The 19933-nt window shown below is 65.7% G+C and carries 13 protein-coding genes and 2 tRNA genes; 5 read left to right on the top strand and 10 right to left on the bottom strand.

Annotated elements, in window-relative coordinates; all coding sequences use genetic code 11:
- Positions 1–44: 44 nt before the first annotated feature.
- A complete protein-coding gene (locus F7R26_RS06980) occupies positions 45–4925 on the bottom strand; it encodes an NAD-glutamate dehydrogenase (protein WP_150983938.1) in 4881 nt (1626 codons plus the stop codon).
- A gap of 367 nt (positions 4926–5292) precedes the next feature.
- Here F7R26_RS06980 and F7R26_RS06985 point away from each other — a divergent pair, with 367 nt between their 5' ends.
- Positions 5293–6807: an acetyl-CoA hydrolase/transferase family protein gene (locus F7R26_RS06985; protein WP_150983939.1), complete on the top strand. Its 1515-nt coding sequence runs from the start codon at positions 5293–5295 to the stop codon at positions 6805–6807.
- 423 nt (positions 6808–7230) lie between these two features.
- On the opposite strand, the gene F7R26_RS06990 is transcribed toward F7R26_RS06985, so the two are convergent.
- The 4 genes from F7R26_RS06990 to F7R26_RS07005 form a co-directional block, all read right to left on the bottom strand.
- Positions 7231–7614: a hypothetical protein gene (locus F7R26_RS06990; protein ID WP_150983940.1), complete on the bottom strand. Its 384-nt coding sequence runs from the start codon at positions 7612–7614 to the stop codon at positions 7231–7233.
- Between the two features lie 306 nt (positions 7615–7920).
- Positions 7921–8895: a Bug family tripartite tricarboxylate transporter substrate binding protein gene (locus tag F7R26_RS06995; protein WP_150983941.1), complete on the bottom strand. Its 975-nt coding sequence runs from the start codon at positions 8893–8895 to the stop codon at positions 7921–7923.
- 305 nt (positions 8896–9200) lie between these two features.
- Positions 9201–9276: transfer RNA gene (locus F7R26_RS07000), tRNA-Lys, on the bottom strand.
- Positions 9277–9339: 63 nt separating this feature from the next.
- Positions 9340–10614 carry a DUF2252 family protein gene (locus F7R26_RS07005; protein WP_150983942.1) on the bottom strand — a complete coding sequence of 425 codons (1275 nt, stop codon included), beginning with the start codon at positions 10612–10614 and terminating at the stop codon, positions 9340–9342.
- Positions 10615–10824: 210 nt separating this feature from the next.
- Here F7R26_RS07005 and F7R26_RS07010 point away from each other — a divergent pair, with 210 nt between their 5' ends.
- Positions 10825–11733: a LysR substrate-binding domain-containing protein gene (locus F7R26_RS07010; RefSeq protein WP_150983943.1), complete on the top strand. Its 909-nt coding sequence runs from the start codon at positions 10825–10827 to the stop codon at positions 11731–11733.
- 143 nt (positions 11734–11876) lie between these two features.
- Positions 11877–13262, top strand: a complete 1386-nt coding sequence (locus tag F7R26_RS07015; protein ID WP_150983944.1) for an 8-oxoguanine deaminase — start codon at positions 11877–11879, stop codon at positions 13260–13262.
- Between the two features lie 255 nt (positions 13263–13517).
- Here the strand turns inward: F7R26_RS07015 and F7R26_RS07020 are convergent.
- Positions 13518–13593, bottom strand: a tRNA-Lys gene (locus F7R26_RS07020).
- Between the two features lie 288 nt (positions 13594–13881).
- Here F7R26_RS07020 and F7R26_RS07025 point away from each other — a divergent pair.
- A complete protein-coding gene (locus F7R26_RS07025; protein ID WP_006159541.1) occupies positions 13882–14145 on the top strand; it encodes a DUF1488 family protein in 264 nt (87 codons plus the stop codon).
- Between the two features lie 172 nt (positions 14146–14317).
- Here F7R26_RS07025 and F7R26_RS07030 read toward each other — a convergent pair whose 3' ends face one another.
- The 4 genes from F7R26_RS07030 to hutC all read right to left on the bottom strand — a co-directional run bounded on the left by F7R26_RS07030 (position 14318) and on the right by hutC (position 18425).
- A complete protein-coding gene (locus F7R26_RS07030; RefSeq protein ID WP_416351311.1) occupies positions 14318–16132 on the bottom strand; it encodes a SulP family inorganic anion transporter in 1815 nt (604 codons plus the stop codon).
- A complete protein-coding gene (gene hpaR / locus F7R26_RS07035; RefSeq protein ID WP_150993045.1) occupies positions 16129–16578 on the bottom strand; it encodes a homoprotocatechuate degradation operon regulator HpaR in 450 nt (149 codons plus the stop codon). The genes F7R26_RS07030 and hpaR overlap by 4 nt, the downstream gene beginning before the upstream one ends.
- 97 nt (positions 16579–16675) lie before the next feature.
- Entirely contained in the window at positions 16676–17473 is a 798-nt protein-coding gene (gene xth, locus F7R26_RS07040) for an exodeoxyribonuclease III (protein ID WP_150993047.1), read from the bottom strand.
- 238 nt (positions 17474–17711) lie between these two features.
- Entirely contained in the window at positions 17712–18425 is a 714-nt protein-coding gene (gene hutC, locus F7R26_RS07045; RefSeq protein ID WP_150993049.1) for a histidine utilization repressor, read from the bottom strand.
- A 276-nt stretch (positions 18426–18701) separates the two neighbouring features.
- On the opposite strand from hutC, the gene F7R26_RS07050 reads away from it, so the two are divergent.
- A complete protein-coding gene (locus F7R26_RS07050) occupies positions 18702–19931 on the top strand; it encodes an MFS transporter (protein ID WP_150993051.1) in 1230 nt (409 codons plus the stop codon).
- Positions 19932–19933: the final 2 nt, after the last annotated feature.

Raw genomic sequence — 19933 nt, forward strand, 5'->3', positions numbered from 1 at the left:
CGCTGGCTAAGGCCCCCATTGTCGCCAATCGGCCGCGCCTGCGTCTACCGGGCTTGCTGGCTGCGTTCCAGCGCGCCGATTTCCCGTACCGCCACCGACAGCATCGACAGGCCGGCCGCGCCCGATGCGCGCTGATCCGCCAGCATGCGCGAGAAGCGTTCGATCTGTGCCTGGCGCCCGCCGCGCCATGCCTCGATCAGTTTTGCTGGCGTATCCAGTTCCTGTGGCTGCGCCAGCACGCTGACCGTGAGCGCGCGCTTGAGGCGGTCGAGGTCTTCGAGCGTCGTGGTGCGCGCCAGCAGGTCCCAATGGCTGTCGGCTGGCAACGCCAGGGCGCGTTCGCGCAGCCAGCTAAAACTGAACTCCGTATCGAGCGCGAAATAGACGCCCGCCACCAGCGCCAGGCTGCGCTGCGTGGCCGCTGCCACATCGGCGATGTCCAGTGCCGCCGCGGAGCTTTCCCCCGCAGCCACGCGCAGGGCCAGTTCATCGTCCACGCCGGACTGCCTCAGGTCCTGCCGCCATTGCGCCAGCGCGGTGGCCTCTGGACCGGCCAGCAGCGTGGGTAGCTGTGGCGTGAGCCAGGCCGCGGCTTCGGCGTAGCGCGCGCTGTCGCCATCGGTGGGGCCGCCCGCGTGCGGATGCCGCAGGAACCACAGGCTGGCATGGTCCAGCAGCCGTCCCACGGCGACAAACATGCGTGCCTGCACGGCATCGTCGACCTGGTTGTCCAGCGCGTCGATGCGCAGCCAGAGCGGGTCCAGGCCGAACACGTCGCGCGCAATCAGGCAGGCGCGTACGATGTCCGCGGGCCGCGCATCGGTTTCTTCCTGCATGCGGTGGACAAAGGTGGCGCCGATGCGGTTGACCAGCGTGTTGGTGAGGTGCGTGGCGAGGATCTCCCGGCGCAGCGGATGGCGCAGCATGGTGTCGGCGTGCCGCTCGCGCAGCGGCTGCGGAAAATAGGCGGGCAGAAGGCCGGCCACCAGCGGGTCCTCAGGCAGCGCAGACGTGAGCAACTCGTCATACAGCCACATCTTGCTGTAGGCCAGCAGCACCGCGCGTTCGGGCGAGGTGAGGCCCAGCCCGGCGGCCTTGCGCTCACCCAACTCGTCCTCGGTCGGGAGGAATTCCAACGCGCGCTTGAGGCGGCCGGCGCGCTCCAGCCACCGGATCAGCCGCCCCTCCGCATCGAGCAGCGCGGCGGCGTTGCGCCCGGCAACCGACAGCGCCTGGCTTTGGTAGTAGTTGTCCTCGAGCACCAGCAAGCCGACTTCGTCAGTCATCTCCGCGAGCAGCTTGTTGCGTTGCTTCTCGGTCATTTCGCCATCCGCCACCACCAGCCCCAGGAGGATCTTGATATTGACCTCATGGTCGGAGCAATCGACGCCGGCAGAGTTGTCGATCGCATCGGTGTTGATCCGCCCGCCATTGAGTGCGAACTCGATGCGGCCAAGCTGCGTGAAGCCGAGGTTGCCGCCTTCGCCCACCACCTTGCAGCGCAGCTCGGCGCCGTTGACGCGCACCGCGTCGTTGGCGCGATCGCCCACTTGCAGATGGCTCTCGCGGCTGGATTTGACATAGGTGCCGATGCCGCCGTTATAGAGCAGGTCGACTGGCGCCAACAGGATCGCGTGGACTAGTTCGGCGGGTGAGAGCACGCTCGCGCTGATGCCGAGGCTCGCCTGCACCTCTGGCGTGATCGCAATGGTCTTGGCGGTGCGCGCAAACAGCCCGCCACCGGCGGAGACCAGGGCCATGTCGTAGTCCGCCCAGCTCGAGCGCGGCAACGCGAACAGGCGCTGGCGCTCGCGCAAGCTGGCGGCGGGGTCGGGGTTGGGGTCCAGGAAGATATGGCGATGGTCGAACGCGGCCACCAGCTTGATATGGGGCGACAGCAGCATGCCGTTGCCGAACACGTCGCCCGACATGTCGCCGATGCCGGCGACGGTGAAGTCCGTGGACTGGATGTCGACGCCCATCTCGCGGAAATGGCGCTTGACCGATTCCCAGGCACCGCGCGCCGTGATGGCCATTTTCTTGTGGTCATAGCCGACCGAGCCGCCCGAGGCAAACGCGTCGCTGAGCCAGAAGCCGTACTCGGCGGAGATCGCGTTGGCGTAGTCGGAGAAGCTGGCCGTGCCCTTGTCGGCGGCGACCACCAGATAGGGGTCGTCGCCATCTTCGCGCACCACTTCCGGCGGCGGCACCAAGGTGCCGGCGACGCGGTTGTCGGTGACATCGAGCAGGCCGCGCAGGAAGGTCTGGTAGCAGGCTATGCCTTCCTGCAGGAAGGCGTCGCGGTCGTTCGCTGGCGGCGGGCGCTTGACCACGAACCCGCCCTTGCTGCCCACCGGCACGATCACCGTGTTCTTCACCATCTGGGCCTTCATCAGCCCCAGCACCTCGGTGCGGAAATCCTCGCGCCGGTCGGACCAGCGCAGGCCGCCACGCGCCACCGGGCCGCCGCGCAGGTGTACGCCTTCCACGCGCGGGGAGTAGACCCAGATCTCGAACATCGGGCGCGGCTCGGGCAGGCCGGGCACCAGCGCGGGGTTGAACTTGAACGACAGGTAAGGGCGGGGCCCGCCGTCGGGGCCGTGGCGGAAATAGTTGGTGCGCACCGTGGCGTTGATCACGCCCAGGAACAGGCGCAGGATGCGGTCTTCGTCAAGGTTGGGCACCTGGTCCAGCTCCGTGCCGATGGCTTGCTGCAGGCGCTCGCAGCGCGCGGCGCGGGCGCTTTCCGTGGCGGGGTCGAAGCGCGCGACGAACAGTTCCACGAAGCGCGAGGCGATAGCCGGGTTGCCGGTCAGCGCCCGCTCGATATAGGCATCGCTGAAGGTCGACCCGACCTGGCGAAGGTAGCGGGCATAGGCGCGCAGGATGGTCACGTCGCGCGCGGCGAGCTCGGCGCGCAGCACCAGGCGGTTGAAGTCGTCGTTCTCGATCTCGCCGCTCCAGGCGCGCGCGAAGGCGTCCTCGAACAGTGCCTTGATGCGCGCGATATCGGCGCCAAGATCGATGCCGGCCGCAATCCCATCGGCCATTTCCAGTCCGAAATCATGGACCCACACCGGTGCCGAGCCGTTGGGCTCGATCAGGTAGGGGCGCTCTTCGTCCACGCGCACGCCAAGGTGCTCCAGCATCGGCAGGCTGAGCGACAGCGCAATGGGCTCGCGGGCGCGGTAGACCTTGAAGCGGAATGCGCCGGGCGCGGCTTCGATGGGACGGTACAGGTTCATGGCGATGCCGCCGGTGGCCTGTGCCGCCTCCATCAGTTCGATGTCGCGCACGGCGATGCGGGCCGGGTAGTCCTCCCGGTAGCCGGCGGGGAAGGAGTCGCCGTAGCGGCGCAGCAGCCGGTTGCCTTGCTCCTCGCCGGTGCTGTCGAGCAGGGCGGCGGCAAGGTCGTCCTGCCAGCGGCGGGCGGCTTGCACAATGCGCTCTTCCAGCTCGTCCGGGTTGACCTCGGGCATGGTGCCGGGCTCGCCGCGCACGATCAGCTGGATGCGCGCGAGCGGCGACTCGGAGAGTTGCGGCGTGAACTCGCAGCTGTTGCCGCAAAAAGCGGTCATCAGCAGCTTCTGGATGCGCTGGCGCAGATCCGTGTTGTACTTGTCGCGCGGCACGAACACCAGGCAGGAGACGAAGCGGTCGAAGCGGTCGCGCCGCACGAACAGGCGGATGCGCTGATGCTCCTGCAGGCGCAGGATGCCCAGCGTGATGTGGAACAGTTCGTCTTCCTCGGCCTGGAACAGTTCGTCGCGCGGGTATTGCTCGACGATGGTCACCAGCGATTTGTAGAGATGGCCCTTGGTCAGGAAGCCCGCGCGCGCCAGGATGTTGCCGAACTTGCGCCGCACCAGCGGGATGTCCTCGCACGACATCATGTAGGTGGTGGACGTGTAGAGGCCCACGAAGCGCCGCTCTCCAAAGAGCTTGCCGTTGGCGTCCGTCAGTTTGATGCCGACGTAGTCCAGGTAGCCGGGCCGGTGTACGGTAGAGCGCGAATTGGCTTTGGTCACGAAGATCGGTGACCTGTCTTCGATGACCGAGGTGGCCGCCGCGGGCAGCTCGGTCAGTGTGTTCTGCTCGGGCGGGTGCAGGATTTCGCTCAGGATGCCGGTGCCGGAGCCGGGCACGCCGCGCAGGTAGTAGCGGTCGTCCTGGGCGACCAGTTCATAGTCGCGCTGGCCGAGGAAGGTGAAATGCTCGTCCAGCATCCACTGCAGGAAGGCGCAGGCTTCCTGTGTGTCGGGCTGGTTGCCATCCGGGCCCTGCGCCAGCTTGTCGATGGTGGCGCGGGTGATGGCGGTCATCGCCGGCCAGTCTTGCACCGCGGCACGCACGTCGCCCAGCACGCGGGCAATGCCGTTGCGCAAGGCCTCCTGCGTGGCGGTGTCGCCGCAGCGGTCCACTTCGAAATGGATGAAGGATTCGAGCCGGGGACCGCCGGCGGGGTCGCTCGCAGTGGTGTCGCCCTCGCCACCCAGGCCCACCTTGGCGATGGTGCCATCCGCGTTGCGCCAGACCCGGAAGACCGGGTGGATCGCGGAATGCAGGGCCAGCCCCAGCCGGTTGATCTCCATGGTGACGGAGTCGACCAGGAACGGCATGTCGTCGTTGACGATCTCCACCACCGAGTGGTCGGAGTGCCAGCCGTGCTGCTCGAGGTTGGGGTTGTAGACGCGCAGCCGCGCATTGCCCGGGACAAAGCGCTGGGCGGTCTGCCAGTGCGCCATGACCGCGCCATAGAGATCGGCCACGTTGCGCTTGAGCAGGTCCTCGGCGTCGGCCAGGTCGTAGTAGTGCCGCAGGAATGGCTCGGCCTGGACGAACACGTCGCCGGGCAGGCGGCCCTGGGCGAACTGCATCAGGTCGGCCAGCAACTGGGCCTGTCGCGCTTCGCTTTCCGCCAGCATGGTGTCTCCCCCAGACGGCTGTTTTGGCAGTCCGTTGCCGGCACAGGCACCGCGCGACGCGCGTCGTGTGTTGCCTGCATCCTGGCAGCATGACCGTGCTAACTACTGTAGAGCATAAAGGGCGGCACCGCGCACAATGTGCGCGGGCTGCCTTTGCGCGCTCCGGGCTGGCGCGGGCGTTGGGATGTATGAGATTTGCGACTGATTTTCATGATTTTATATCGCCGCAGGAATGTGCCTGCCGTGGCTACACTGCCTGTCTGCGCCTTACCCGCCGGTAGGAAGCGCGAGCCGAGCTGGGCACCTGGCCTTGCCACGGCGCGCGGCGCGGCCTTACTGGCCGGGACGGGCATCATGGAGACATAAGATGTACAAGGAACGTATCCGGCTGGCCAGCCTGCTCGACAAGGTCATGCCGGCCGAGGCCGCGGCGGCGATGATCCGGGACGGCATGACCGTAGGCATGAGCGGCTTCACCCGCGCCGGCGACTGCAAGGCGGTGCCGCAAGCGCTGGCCAGGCGCGCGGCGCACGAGCCGCTGCGCATCACGCTGATGACAGGCGCTTCGCTGGGCAACGACACCGACAAGATGCTGGCCGAGGCCAATGTGCTGGCGCGGCGCCTGCCGTTCCAGGTGGATGCCACCTTGCGGCGCAAGATCAACGCGGGCGAGGTGATGTTCATCGACCAGCACCTGTCCGAAACCGTGGAGCAACTGCGCGGGCACCAGATCGCGCCGGTGGACGTGGCAGTGGTGGAGGCGGTCGCGATCACCGAATCCGGCGGCATCGTGCCGTCGACTTCGGTCGGCAACTCCGCCAGCTTCGCGATGCTGGCGCAGAAGGTGATCGTCGAGATCAACCTCAGCATGCCGGCCGGCCTCGAAGGCCTGCACGACATCTACCTGCCGACGGCGCGGCCACATCGCCAGCCCATTCCGCTGGTCTCGGTGGACCAGCGCATCGGCTCGCCCGCTATTCCTGTGGACCCCGCGAAGATCGCCGCCATCGTGATCACGCAAAAGGACGATAGCCCGTCCAATGCGCTGCCGCCCGACCAGGAAACGCGCCAGATCGCCGGGCACCTGAACGATTTCCTGTCGCATGAAGTGCGCTCAGGCCGGCTGGCGCCGTCGCTGCAGCCGCTGCAAGCCGGCATCGGCACGATCGCCAACGCCGTGCTGCATGGCCTGGTCGATTCCCCGTTCCGCGATCTCACGATGTATTCGGAGGTGCTGCAAGACAGCACGATCGAGCTGCTGGACGCCGGGCGGCTGCGCTTTGCCTCTGCGTCATCGGTGACGTTGACCAGCGCCGTCTACGCGCGCTTCCTGGCAGACCTGGAGCGATACAAAGCGCGCGTGATCCTGCGCCCGCAGGAGATCAGCAACCATCCGGAACTGCTGCGCCGGCTCGGGCTGATCACCATCAACACGGCGCTGGAGTGCGATATCTACGGCAACGTGAACTCCACGCACGTGGGCGGCACGCATATGATGAACGGCATCGGCGGGTCGGGAGACTTCGCGCGCAATGCGCATTTGTCGGTGTTCGTCACCAAGTCGATGGCAAAGGCTGGCGCCATCTCCAGCATCGTGCCGATGGTGTCCCACGTGGACCACACCGAGCATGATGTCGACATCATTGTGACCGAGCACGGCCTGGCCGATCTGCGCGGCCTGGCGCCACGCGAGCGCGCGCAGCAGATCATCGCCAACTGCGCGGATCCGTTGTATCGGGACTTGCTGCGTGATTACGTGACGCGCGCCACGCGCCGTGGCGGGCATACGCCGCACCTCATCGAGGAGGCGCTGGCCTGGCACGTGCGCTTGCGCGAGGAAGGCACGATGGGCGGCACGAAGGCGGCCCTGGCCGCAGCTTGAAGCGGCTTGCGCTTTGGCCTTCCTTGTTGCTTTGCGGCCTTCATTCCTTCGTCGGTATCCCTTATCCCTTGAAGATGAGCACGGCCAGCACCAAGGAAGAAGCCATTAGGAGCAGCAGGTCTAGCATGATGGTCTCCGAAAAGGAGAGGTCCGGGATCGCGAAAGGGTAAGGCTGCGCTACGGTTCATGCCGTAGGCGGCCTTCCGGATGCATTCTCGGATATTTCTCACATTTCCACATGCGGCGCCATCTGGCTCAGATGGCGTTTCAAGCGGGCGTTGGGCATTGCCGAGGCGATCCCGCTGGCTGATCTTGCCTGTTCCCTGCGGCCCGGATGGTGCGCTGGCGCACCATCCGGCGAGACGGGCTGCTTGCTGCCTGCTGCTTCCGTCGCGGCTTACTGCCTGCTGCTTCCGTCGCGGCTTACTGCTTGGCCTTGGCCCCGTCGGTATAGGGGTCGAACTTGCCGGCCTTGGCCCCGTCCGTGTACGGATCGAACTTGCCGGCCTTGGCGCCGTCCGTGTACGGATCGGGCTTGCCAGCCTTGGCCCCGTCCGTATAGGGATCGGCCTTCTTCTTGGTGCCGGAAGCGTTCAGGTTCGACTTGGTCGATTTCTTCGCGCCATCCGTGTACGGATCGAACTTGCCGGCCTTGGCGGCGCTCTTGTTCGGGTCCGTCTTGTTGGTATGGGCGCCGCCATAAAGGTCGCCGCCATCCGTGTAGTTTTTCTGGGCGTGCGCCAACTGCACGCCGCCAAAGGCGGTGAGGGCGGCGATCATCAGGGCGGGTACGGTCTTGTTGCGCATTTTCATCCTCGTGAGTAAAGCTAGGGTAGTTCGAGAGCAATGGCCACGGGCAGGGGGCATGGCCGCAAAAATGGTCGTCAGACCAGGGTGACTCTACCGACTTGGGATGACCCTGCGAAGTTAATCTTTCTTCCCACTGTATTGAACCGCTTATTGGCCTGACCGGCTATGCGCCAGATCAAGGCAAGCGTTGTTTTCAGGGGGGGGCGGAAAGGGAAGGGGGGCGAGGCGGGTTTGCCGAAGGCGCGAGCCCTGGCAAGGCCCGGCTGCAGGCAGCCAGGCCGTTGCGACGTTACCGGTTACCGGTTACTCGAGGGTAATGTTCTGGTCGCGTGCGATCTTCTTGCGCATTTCCAGCTCGCGCTTGATCTGCGCGGCGTATTGCTGCGGCGTATTGCCGTCAGGGTAGGCGCCGCTTTCCGCCAGGCGGCGTTTCACGTTCGGGTCCTGCAAGGTCTTCACGGCAGCGTCATGCACCTTGGCGATGATCGCGGCTGGCGTGCCGGCGGGAGCCACCAGGCCGTACCAGGCCATGTTGTTCATGTCCTTCATGCCGGCTTCGGCAAAGGTCGGCACATCGGGCAAGCCGTCCACGCGCTTGGGCGCCGCCACTGCGAGGGCGCGCAGCTTGCCGGCCTGGATGTGCGGCATGGACGAGGGCAGGTTGTCGAACTGGCCGCTGACCTGGCCTGCCAGCGTGTCGTTCAGGGCGGGGCCCGATCCACGGTAGGGAATGTGGACCATGTCGGTCTTGGTCAGGAACTTGAACAGTTCGCCGTCGAGGTGGGAGATGCTGCCTTTGCCTGCCGACGCATAGCTGTACTTGCCGGGGTTGGCCTTGACCAGCGCGATGAACTCCTGCAGGTTCTTGGCCGGCACCTTGGGGTTGATCGTCAGCACGTTCGGCACATTGACCAGATTGGTAATGGGCGTGAAGTCCTTGATCGGGTCGTAGGGGTTGCGGGCGTTGGTGGCGGGGTTGGTCGCCATGGTGCTGACCGTCGCAATGCCCAGCGTGTAGCCATCGGGCGCGGACTTGGCCAGCGCGTCGGCGCCGATCGCACCGCCACCGCCGCCGCGGTTCTCCACCACCACGACCTGGCCAAGCTCACGGCCGATGCCGTCGGCCACCGCGCGGCCCACGATGTCCGTGGTGCCACCCGCGGCAAACGGCACGATCAGGCGGATTGGCTTGGTCGGGTAGGTTTGTGCAAAGGCGCTGTGGCACAGGCCAAGAAGGGCCAGGCAAGCTGCGCTGCCGACATTCAATACTGCTTTCAAGAGAGGCTCCCGAGGGTTCTAGGTCTAATGACGGCCCGGGCGGGCACGGGGTTGGGGCACGGCGATCTGCGTCGCGCCGTTGCCCTCGTTCCTGCTTGCCGCGGGACGCTGGAGATGTCGGATGGGTTCCGTGATGCGGAACCGTGTTCCGCATTGTGCTCCAGGCGCAATTCAACCGTGAAAGCGTAGCCGGCGGAATTGGTATCAACCCGCGTATGCGTCGCGGCGTGGGCGGGGTTGGCTCAGGGTTGGCGGGCCAATGGAAAAAGCCGGAAGCATTGCTGCTTCCGGCTTTTAGAATTCGCTGGTGGGGCGTGAGTGACTCGAACACTCGACCTACGGATTAAGAGTCCGCTGCTCTACCAACTGAGCTAACGCCCCAACGAAGTCCAAGATTATAGAGGACGATTTTTGACTTTGCAATAGCTGTTTTGCGCTTTACTTTTAGATATGTGCCTCCGGCCCGAGCGCGAATTTGCGGCAGTGCTCGAGGTAGCCGACCTCATGGCTGGCGATCAGGTCCAGCACGCTGGCCCATAGCCAGGACGGCGCATCCAGCTGCTTTGAGCGATTGCGCGCCAGCTCGGCCAGCCAGCTGCGCTGGGTGGCCAGGTCTATCTGGCGCGCGTGGGCGTTGCCGAGCACCTCACCCAGGTACCTCGCGACGCGGCTGGCTTCTTCCTGTGGCAGCGTATCGATCTCCAGCTTCAGGTCCTGCGGCAGCAACTCGCGGATGAAGACCGCTTTGTCGAGCAGTTGCGCGGAAAGAATGCGATCGCCCAGTGCCGGCGAGAGATGCCGGGCGCCCTCCACGACCCGCTCGGCATTGCCGCGAGGCATGTTCACCTTGGGGTAGCTCGGTGCCGCAGCGTTCACCGCCTCTTTGATATCGATCAGGCAGATTTCGGGATTGGGGCTGTCATTGCTGCCAACGGACAGCAATACGGCGAAACGCAATCGTCCCAGCGAGCTGCAGCCCTTGACCCAGTAGGCGGCGTCCATCACCTCCACGCGCGCGCCTTCGTCGCGGGAGGTCAGCAGCGTGGCGAGGTGGGCGATCTCGCGCCGCTCGAAGAGGGCACCGATTGCGCGCCGCTCGTCCGCGGCGAGGCGCCAGAACCGTTTGCCGAGTGGGATGGAGGGCGTGGTGTCCTGCAGCCGCTCATGGGCGAGATGCTTCCATTTGCGCCCCAGGGCCTGGCGCATCACGGTACGTACCGCGGCAGGCCGGCGCGAAGTCAGGCCGGCCGCGGCATCGGGATTGTCGAAAGCGCTTTGATAGCCCACCATCAGGCTTTCCAGCATGCGCGCGGTAATCACGCCGGGCAAGTCCGAGCCACGCGCTGCGGTGGCCAGCGACAGCGCGAGGCGGATCAGGTCGTGCGCCGGGTTGCCGATCACGGTCTGGTCAAGGTCGCGGATCTGGATGTCGACGCGGCCCTGGATATCGGCGATCGGACCAAGGTTGCCCACATGACAGTCGCCGCAGATCCAGATCGCCGGGCCCTCGGGCAGGGTGTGCGGTTGCTTGGCCTCCAGCCATTCGTAGAACTTGCGCGTGTTGCCGCGCACGTACGCGTGGGCGGAGCGCGCCATCTTCAGGTTCCGGCACCGCATCAGCGCTTCCTGGCGCTTTGCCGGGCCGGGCGGGCGGGGTTCGGCGCCATGCTTTGCGCCGCGCTTCGTGACGGGCTTCTTGCTGCTTGTCTTCGTGGCCATGGAGGTTGGAGCGCCGGGCGCTGGCAAGATATCGAGGTGGGCCGGTCGCCATCGGCCGGCAACTGATGCCAGCGTACTCCATGCCGCCTGAAAAGACTGTCAGCGCAACACGGATTTCGTGCGCCTGGCCAGCGGCTACAATGCGCTCGTCTTCCCAGGCGCGGAATGTCGCTGCCGCGCTGAATCCAACGCCCGAATCCGGAGCCCGTCATGCATGCCAGAGTCCTGCGCTACCTCGACGAGGTAGTCAGCCGCGGATCGATCCGCCAGGCCGCGCTGCAACTGCACGTGGCGCCGAGCGCGATCAACCGGCAGATCCTGGACCTGGAGGCGGATCTGGGCGCGCCCTTGTTCGAGCGCATCAACAAACGCCTGCGCCTGACCCCGCTAGGCGAGATGGTGCTGGCGCACGTGCGCCAGACGCTGCGCGAGCACGAATTGCTGCGCAGCCGAATCGAAGCCGTGAAGGGCGTGCGCCAGGGTGAAGTCACCGTGGCGACCACGGCCGGCCTCGCCGGCTCGCTGATGCCGTCACTGGTGCACGCGTTTCGCCAGCAGTACCCGGGCATACTCGTGCGCCTGCTGGATCTGCCCGTGGCCGACATTGTCAGCGCTGTCGAGCGCGGCGATGCCGATCTCGGCCTTGCCTATGACCTGCCCGATATCGCCGCCTTCCGCATCCTGGCCAGCAACGACTGGCATATCGGCGCGGTGGTGGCGCCCGGGCATGCGCTGGCCGCGCAGCCGTCGACGCTGCTCAGCGAATGCCTGGCCTGTCCGCTGATCCTGCCCGCGCCGTCGATGTCGATTCGCGCCATCCTCGATGAGGCCTTCGCACGAGCCGCGGTTGCGGTATCGCCGGTTACCGAGACCACTTCGACCGCGCTGATGCGCCGCCTGGTCATGCTTGGCGCCGGCATCGCCTTCCTGAATCCGCTCGACGTGCTGGAGGAGCGGGAGCGCGGGGCGCTGGCCTGGGTGCCGCTGCGCGACGGCCAGCTGCCGTGCCAGACGCTGCGGCTGGTTGCGCGCGCGCGCAATCCGCTGAGCGCCGCGGCGGAACTGATGGCCGAGCGGATTGGCGAGGGCCTGGTGGCGTTGTTTGCTGGCGTGCGCTAACGGAGCTGCGCCTGGCTGTGCTGTTTTTGCGCACACCGTCGGTGGAAATCGATGCTTTGCCAAGGCCTGCCGGCGTCTTAGACTGTGTGGGCCTGGCCGCATGACGTGCCGGGTATTTTCGCCACCAACCTGAAGACCCTGCCATGCCCCTCATCCTTATCAATGCCGACATCCTGGTGACCATGGATGCGCAACGCCGCGAGATCCCGGGGGGCGCACTGGTGGCGCAGGGCCCGGTGATCGAATGGGTGGGCGCCACCGCCGAGCTGCCGCCGCAATACCGCCGGCTGATCGACGAAGGGGGCGCCGAGGTGATCGATATGCGTGGCAAGGTGGTGATCCCCGGGCTGGTCAACACGCACCACCACATGTACCAGAGCCTGACCCGCGCCGTGCCGGCGGCGCAGGACGCCGAGCTGTTCACCTGGCTTACCAACCTCTATATGTTGTGGTCGCACCTGACGCCGGAAATGATCGACGTGTCGACCCGTACCGCGATGGCCGAGTTGATGCTGTCCGGCTGCACTACCACCAGCGATCACTTGTACCTGTATCCCAATGGCTCGCGCCTGGACGATTCCATTGAAGCCGCGGCGGCAATGGGCATGCGCTTTCATGCCGCGCGCGGATCGATGAGCGTGGGCCGCAGCAAGGGTGGCCTGCCGCCCGATTCGGTGGTGGAAGAGGAGCACGCCATCCTGAAGGACAGCCAGCGGCTGATTGAGCGGTACCACGACGCTTCGCGCCACGCGATGCTGCGGGTGGTGGTGGCGCCGTGTTCGCCGTTCTCCGTCTCGCGCGACCTGATGCGCGAGTCGGCGCTGCTGGCGCGCAACTATGGCGTGTCGATGCACACCCACCTGGCCGAGAACGATAACGACATCGCCTACTCGCGCGAGAAGTTCGGCCTCACGCCGGCCCAGTACGCCGAAGAACTCGGCTGGGTCGGCCCCGATGTGTGGCATGCCCACTGCGTCAAGCTCGATGATGAAGGCATTGCGCTGTTCGCGCGCACGGGCACCGGCGTTGCCCATTGCCCTTGTTCGAACATGCGCCTGGCGTCAGGCATTGCGCCGGTGCGCACAATGCGCGATGCCGGCGTGCCGGTCGGGCTGGGTGTGGATGGCAGCGCGTCGAACGATGGCGCGCATATGCTGGGGGAGGTGCGGCAGGCCATGCTGCTGCAGCGCGTAGGCTACGGGCCCGCCGCCATGAGCGCGCGCGAAGCGCTGGAGATCGCCACGCTGGGCGGCGCGCGCGTGCTGGGCCGCGACGATATCGGCGCGCTGGCGCCTGGCATGTCGGCCGATTTCGTGTCCTTCGACATGGCGCAGGTGGGCTACGCCGGCGCAGGCCACGACCCGGTGGCCGCGCTGGTGTTCTGCACGCCGGGCAATGTCGCCACCAGCGTGATCAACGGCAAGGTGGTGGTGCGCGATGGCGAGTTGCAGACGGTGGAGTTGCCGCGCGTTCTTGCGCAGCATCGCGGGCTCGCGCGTGAACTGTTCGAGCGCGCCAGGCAGGCCTGAGGCAACAATGGAATGTGCTGCGCGTGCGACCCCTCTGGAGAGGGGTCGCGTCATGTCTGCAATGTATTCACACTAGGCCCCGGGTCGTTCCCTGAACGCCCTTGACCCTTCCCCAGCCCGCCATTGATCGCGGGCTTTTTTTTGCGCGTGTTTTTCGAGGGATGAATCGCCGCAGCCATCGCGAGGGCGGTGCCAGGCGTGGAGCGCCAATGGAAAAAGCCGGAAGCATTGCTGCTTCCGGCTTTTAGAATTCGCTGGTGGGGCGTGAGTGACTCGAACACTCGACCTACGGATTAAGAGTCCGCTGCTCTACCAACTGAGCTAACGCCCCAACGAAGAAAAAGATTGTACCATGGTTTTTGAGTTTGTCAAACACCCTGCGTAATTTTTCCTGCATGAGGGTGCTCTGGAAATGCCATGTGCGATTTCGCCGTCGTGCGTGCAATGCCCAGGCAGCCTTGTTCCTTCTCCTTGCACCGAGCCCAGGCACTCACGATGGCGGGAACTCGCCCGGGGTTTCGGCAGTCTTGCTTGGGGTGAGCGAGGCGTAGGCCTTTGCGGACGAGTCGGGCCGACCCATGTTAGGATGATTCTTCACTTGCAATGGAGGGCTGTACCGATGGATATCAAGTTCCAAGAGCAAGAGCGTTACGATATCAATAATGAAGGCTTGCTATTTCACGCCGTTGTCGACGGCCAACCAGTCACTTGCGTGGTGACCCGTGAAGCGCTGTGGGAAGGCTTCAGTGCCGACCAGGTGTTGTCGCTGGAAGAAGCATTCCGCGCCGGACGTGAAACCATCGAGCGTGCTGCGGTGGTGCTGATCGAGCAGGGCGCCGCCCAGCCAGTGGTAGTCAAGCGCGCCCATGTGGCGCCGCTCTGAAGCGGATTCCAGTCCGGGCCGGTCATCGGTCCGATCCCGGGCTACCGCTTCAGGTCATTGCGGCTTCTCGCCGCCTGACGCCGGTTTCCCGCCGGCGTTTCTCTTTTTCATTCCCCGCGCTCATCACTGATCTTCCCGATCGCGCCGATCGTGCCGCTCACGTTGATCGCGCTCAAGCCGGTTTTGCCGGGTAGCCCGGCCCGCCAGGGCGGCTAGCGCATTCTTCGAAGATGCGTGCCTGGCATTGCGCGCAGCCCGCGGGATCGAGGCGCGCAATGATGGTGTGCAGCGCCTGCCGCTTGGTGGAAAAGATGTGCCCCTCGCCCAGCTTCAGCGCGAAGCCGGTCTGGTCCCACGTCTGCAGCACCTGTGTGCGCGGACGATGGAAATACAGGTCGCCGCCGGTGGCGCGCCGCTCGCTCAGTTCGCTTTCCCACATCTCCGCGCCGGCCAGGTCAATGAAGTTCATGCTCTTGGTCATGGCCAGTAGATGGATCTGGCCGGGATGGGCGTTGCGTGCCTCGTGCAAGCGGTCCGTCACGTACTGGACCGCGCCGAAGTAGATCGCGCCTTCCATGCGCAGCAGCTTGAGCTGGGGGCATTCCGGTTGCGGGCGCTGCAGTTCGTCGAGCGGCGTAAAGCGCCGGTCGGGGTCGTCGGCGTCTGGCACCAGGCTGCGCACCGCTGGCCGCGAGGTGCGATAGAGATAGGCCACCAGTGACAGGATCGTGCCGAGCAAGACCGCCATCTCCAGGCGGATGGCCAGCGTGGCGACAAAGGTGCTGATGGCGATGGCGAATTCCGTGCGGCTCAGGCTGGCGATGCGTCGCAGCCGGCCGAAATCGAACAGGCCCCAGGCCACCAGCAGCAACATCGCGGAGATGGAGGCCAGCGGGATCTGCGCCAGCAGCGAGGCGCTGGCCGTGACCAGCACCACCAGCAGCAAGGCCGAGAAAATGCTGGCCAGCGGCGTCTGCGCGCCGGCCTCGTAGTTAGGCATGGAGCGGTTCAGCGAGCCGCAGGAGATATAGGCGGAGAACAAGCCACCTGCGATGTTCGACAAGCCCTGCCCGATGAACTCGCGGTTGGCGTCGATATGCTGGCCCGAGCGCAGCGCCACCGCCTTGGCGATCGAGATCGACTGGCCGAGTGCCACGATGGTCAGCGCGGCGGCGATGCCAAGCAGGTCGGGGATCGCCTGCCAGGAAACATTCGGCAGGTGGAAGGGCGGGATGGCCGACGGGATCGGCCCGACCACGTTGACGTGGTGCGCGCCCGCGCTCCAGCCCGGCGCATTGAGCGGCAGGGCAACGCCATAGCCCGCCAGCAGGCCGATCAGCATGAAGGGCAGGCGGCGCGAGACGCGTTTCACCGCTACGGTCACCGCCAGCGTGATCGCCGCTACCGTGAACGCGCTCCAGTTGATGCCGTCGGCATTGTCCAGCAGAAAGCGCACCACGCCGAAGGCGCTCGTGCCCGTCGGCACGGCCAGCCCAAACAGGTCCTTGAGCGCATAGAGGCCGATCAGTGTCGCCGCGCCGCAGGTGAAGCCAAGCAGCACCGAGGGTGAGATGAAGTTGGCCAGCGTGCCAAGGCGCAAGGTGCCCACGGCAAGCTGCAGCAAGCCAACCATGATGGTGACGGCGAGCGCCAGATTGATGTATTCGGGACTGCCGGCAAATGCCACCGGGCTCAGCATGGCGAACAGCGCCAGCGAGTTGGCGTTGGTCGGGCCGGACATCACATGCCAGCTGGAACCGAACAAGGCCGCCACGATGCAGGGAATCACGGCCGCGTAGATACCGTATTGCGGCGGCAAGCCGGCAAGCGTGGCAAAGGCCACGCCCTGCGGCAGCACCAGCACCGCGCCAAGCAGGCCCGCAACCAGGTCCGCACGCAAGGAGGCGCGGCTCACGCGGTGACGCCATGCCGGCAACAGGCGCCCGAGCATCCGGCCGGTCGTGCCCTGCACAGCCGGGGCGGTCATGCTTGCGGGTCTCGTTCGCTGAGGCTTACCAGCAATTCGTCGATCGCGCCATAGACCTTGCCCAGCCGCTCGGCGCCGATCATCTGCTCGAGTTGCTCATAACGGCGGTCGATCAGCGGCTCCATCTCGGCGATCAAGGCACGACATTTGTCGGTCAGCGAGATCAACTGGCGGCGCTGGTCCGTGGTGGAGCGCGAGCGCAGGATCAGGCCGGCTTCCTCCATGCTCGACAGCATGCGGGTAAGGCTCGGGCTCAGGATCAGGCAGGCATCGGCGAGCTGGTTAGGCTCCATCTCGCCTTGCTCGTTGAGGGTGCGCACTACCCGCCATTGCTGCTCGGTCATGCCGTGCTGGCGCAGGATGGGCCGGAAGCCGGCCATCAGCGTTTCGCGGGCTTGCAGCAGCAAGTGGGGGAGGTTGCGGTGGCGAAAGGTAGCCGGTTTCATGCCCGCAAGTGTAGCCTTGCAGACGCCCGGACGCGAGCCGGTGGCTACCCGGATATGCCGGCCGCCGGCTTGGTGGCGGGCGCCTTGGCGCAATACCTCAGCCCAGGTCGAGCGTGGCCACCACCGGCGTGTGGTCCGAAGGCTGCTCCCAGGTGCGCGGCACGCGATCGATCACGCAGGCGCTGCACGCCTCGCGCAGGGCCGGCGACAGCAGGATGTGGTCGATGCGCAGGCCGGCGTTGCGGCGGAACGCAAACATGCGGTAGTCCCACCAGGAGAAGCTCTTCTCCGGCTGCTCGAACAGGCGGAATGCGTCGGTCAGCCCAAGTGCCTCCAGCGCCCGGAACGCATCGCGCTCCGGCGGCGACACCAGGTTCTGCCCCTCCCACTTCTTCGGGTCGTGCACGTCCCGGTCTTCGGGCGCGATATTGAAGTCACCCAGCAGCGCAAGCTTCGGGTACTTCACCATTTCCTCCTGCAGCCACGCGGTGATCGCCTGCAGCCAGCCGAGCTTGTAGGTGAACTTGTCCGAGTCCGGCGCCTGCCCGTTGGGGAAGTACGCGCACACCAGGCGCACGTCGCCATAGGTCGCCGCCACCACGCGCTGCTGGGGGTCGTCGAAGCCAGGGATATTGCGCACCACGTCGGTGGGCGTCGCCATGGTGGCATTGCGCGCCAGGATCGCCACGCCGTTGTATGTCTTCTGGCCGGTGAACACGCTGTGGAAGCCAGCGCTTTCCAGTTCGGCCAGCGGGTACTTGTCGTCCGGCATCTTCAGCTCCTGCAGGCACAGGGCATCGATCGGCGTATCGGCCTTTTCCTGCTCGCTCAACCAGTCCAGTACCTGCGGTAGCCGGACCTTGAGCGAGTTGACGTTCCAGGTTGCGATTCTCATTATTTCTCGTGATCTATGGTGGGTAAGGCCTTCCGGGTAGTTGTTTCTGGAAAGAATCCTCTGGTTACCCATCTAGCTACCCAACTTCATTCTGCTAGCCTTTCGACCCCTGCAGGAGCGCCTCGAAGCTTTGTGCAGTGATGCCGCCCGAGCGTGGGCCGATCTTTACGAGGCGCAGTGTACCAGCGGCCACGATCCGGTAGACCGTGGCATCGCTCGCCAAGCGCACCGGGCGGCCCTACGGCTTGAACGAGCCCTCGATGGCATAACGCGATCCCGGATGCACCAGCCGCGCCAGCGTGATCGGCGAGCCCTGGCTTTCGGTGCGGCGGATCACGATCAGGCAGGGCTCGCTTGGCTTGATGCCCAGCAGCTCGGCCTCTTGCTCGGTGGGCAACTGCGCCTCGATGGAGTATTGCGCCTCCCATAGCGGTGCCACGGTCAGCAGGTAATTGGTGGGCGTGGTCTTGGTGAAATCCACGTCGAGATAGTCAGGCGCACGGGCCGGGTTGACGTAGCGATCCTCGCACAGCAGCGGCACGCCGTTCTCGCTATGCACGATCAAGGTGTGGAAGACCTTGCTGCCGACGGGCAACCCGAGGCGCGGCGCCAATGCCTCGGTGACGACTTCGGCGCGCGCCATGTGCACGTCGGAGCGGTGGCGGTGGCCTCGCTCCGTGATCTCGTCGTGCAGGTCGCGGATGGTCAGCGTGGACGATGCGCGATAGGGCTGGGTGGCGAACGTGCCAACGCCCTGCACACGCTCCACCAGGCCTTCGGCCTGCAGTTCCCGCACCGCCCGGTTGGCGGTCATGCGGCTGACGCGGAACTGGGTGACCAGCTCGGATTCCGATGGCATCAGCGTGCCGGGTGGCCAGCGTCCGGCGCTGAGTCCGTCCTTCAGGTAGTTCTTGATGTGCGCGTAGGCGGCGGCGGGTGGCAGGTAGGTCATGGCACGCAGTTTACTTGACCGCGCTTGTCTAGCCAATTTCCATTGGCAGCGATTGTCCAGTTCGAGGTCGGCACGCGCCAGGAGAAAGGGGCGGGTTTTGGCTTTGGGTTTGGCTCTGCTCAGGGTAATCCCGACTCGTTGATTTGTTGTCTTATCTTGTATATACAAGACTATGTGTCGCAATCGACGATTCCAGGATGCTGGAAGCGTGTGTGGACAGGCGAGAGGGTGACCGGAGACAACATGGCAAAGGTGAGCGCAAGGGCAAATGCGGGGATGAACATATTCCCGGGCTGGTATGTGGTGGGCGCGACACACGTGCTGCTGGCGCTGATATTTGGCGCCGCATACTCGTTTGGCGCATTTTTCGCGAGCATCCAGGAAGGCTTCGGGGTGGGGAGTTCGTCGGCGGCTTCCGTGTTCTCGTTTACCGCGCTGATTTACTACGTGGTGGGCGTATTCTCCGGGTCCCTGGCCGACCGGATTTCCACCCGCCGGGTCATCGCGATGGGCATTGTGTCGCTGGCGCTGGGATTTGCCATCGCCAGCATCGTCTCGGATTCGCTGGCGGGGTTCCTGGTTGCCTTCTGCTCGCTGGTGGGCCTGGGCGTTGGCCTGGTCTACGTGCCGGCGGTGACGGCGGTGCAGCGCTGGTTCGTCAGGCACCGCAGCCGGGCGTCGGGCCTTGCGCTGGCGGGCACCGGGCTTGGCACGTTCATCGGACCGGTGGCGGCGGGCCTGCTGATGGAGCATATGAGCTGGCAGGCGACAATGCGCTGCTTCGCGCTGGCCATCGCCGTGGTCGGGCTGGCAATGGCAATGCTGCTAAAGGGGCGCCCGGAAGAGGCCGGCCTGTATCCCGATGGCGCGCCTGCGGCGCCTGGCGCAGCCCATTTGCCCCCGCCATCCGGGCTCAGCCTGGCGCAGGCCGTGCGCGGCGGGCGATTCTGGTGGTACTTCGGCGCCATCCTGCTGGGCTCGGTTGGCCTGTTCGCCGCGCTGGTCCATATCCATCCGTACGCGCGGCAGCACGGTTTGTCGTCCACGGCCGGGAATCTGCTGATCGGGCTGGTGGGTGCCGGCAATATCCTGGGGCGCCTGTTGCTGGGCGGGCTCGGCGACAGGCTGGGTCCAGGGCGGCTGCTTATGTGCCTGACGCTGATGCTCGCGCTGCTCAACGGCGTGTGGCTTGGGGCCACGAGCTTCCCGGCGCTGGCGCTGTTTGCCGTCCTGTTTGGCGCGGCTAACGGCGGTTGCATTTCCTTGTACCCGGCGCTGGCCGCGACATGGTTCGGCACGGCCAACCTCGGGGCGATCCTGGGTGCGCTGTATGTCGCGGTGGGCATTGCGGCGATGGCGGGCGGCAGCCTGGCTGGCTGGCTCTTCGATGCCTACGGCAATTATTCGGTGGCGATTGCGGTGAGCGCGGGCTGCGCGTTGCTGTCGACCGCCTGCATTGCACGCGCGAGCCGCCATGAAAAAAGCGGCTCAGACCGAGCCGCCTAACC

The organism is Cupriavidus basilensis (assembly GCF_008801925.2).
GTDB lineage: Bacteria > Pseudomonadota > Gammaproteobacteria > Burkholderiales > Burkholderiaceae > Cupriavidus > Cupriavidus basilensis.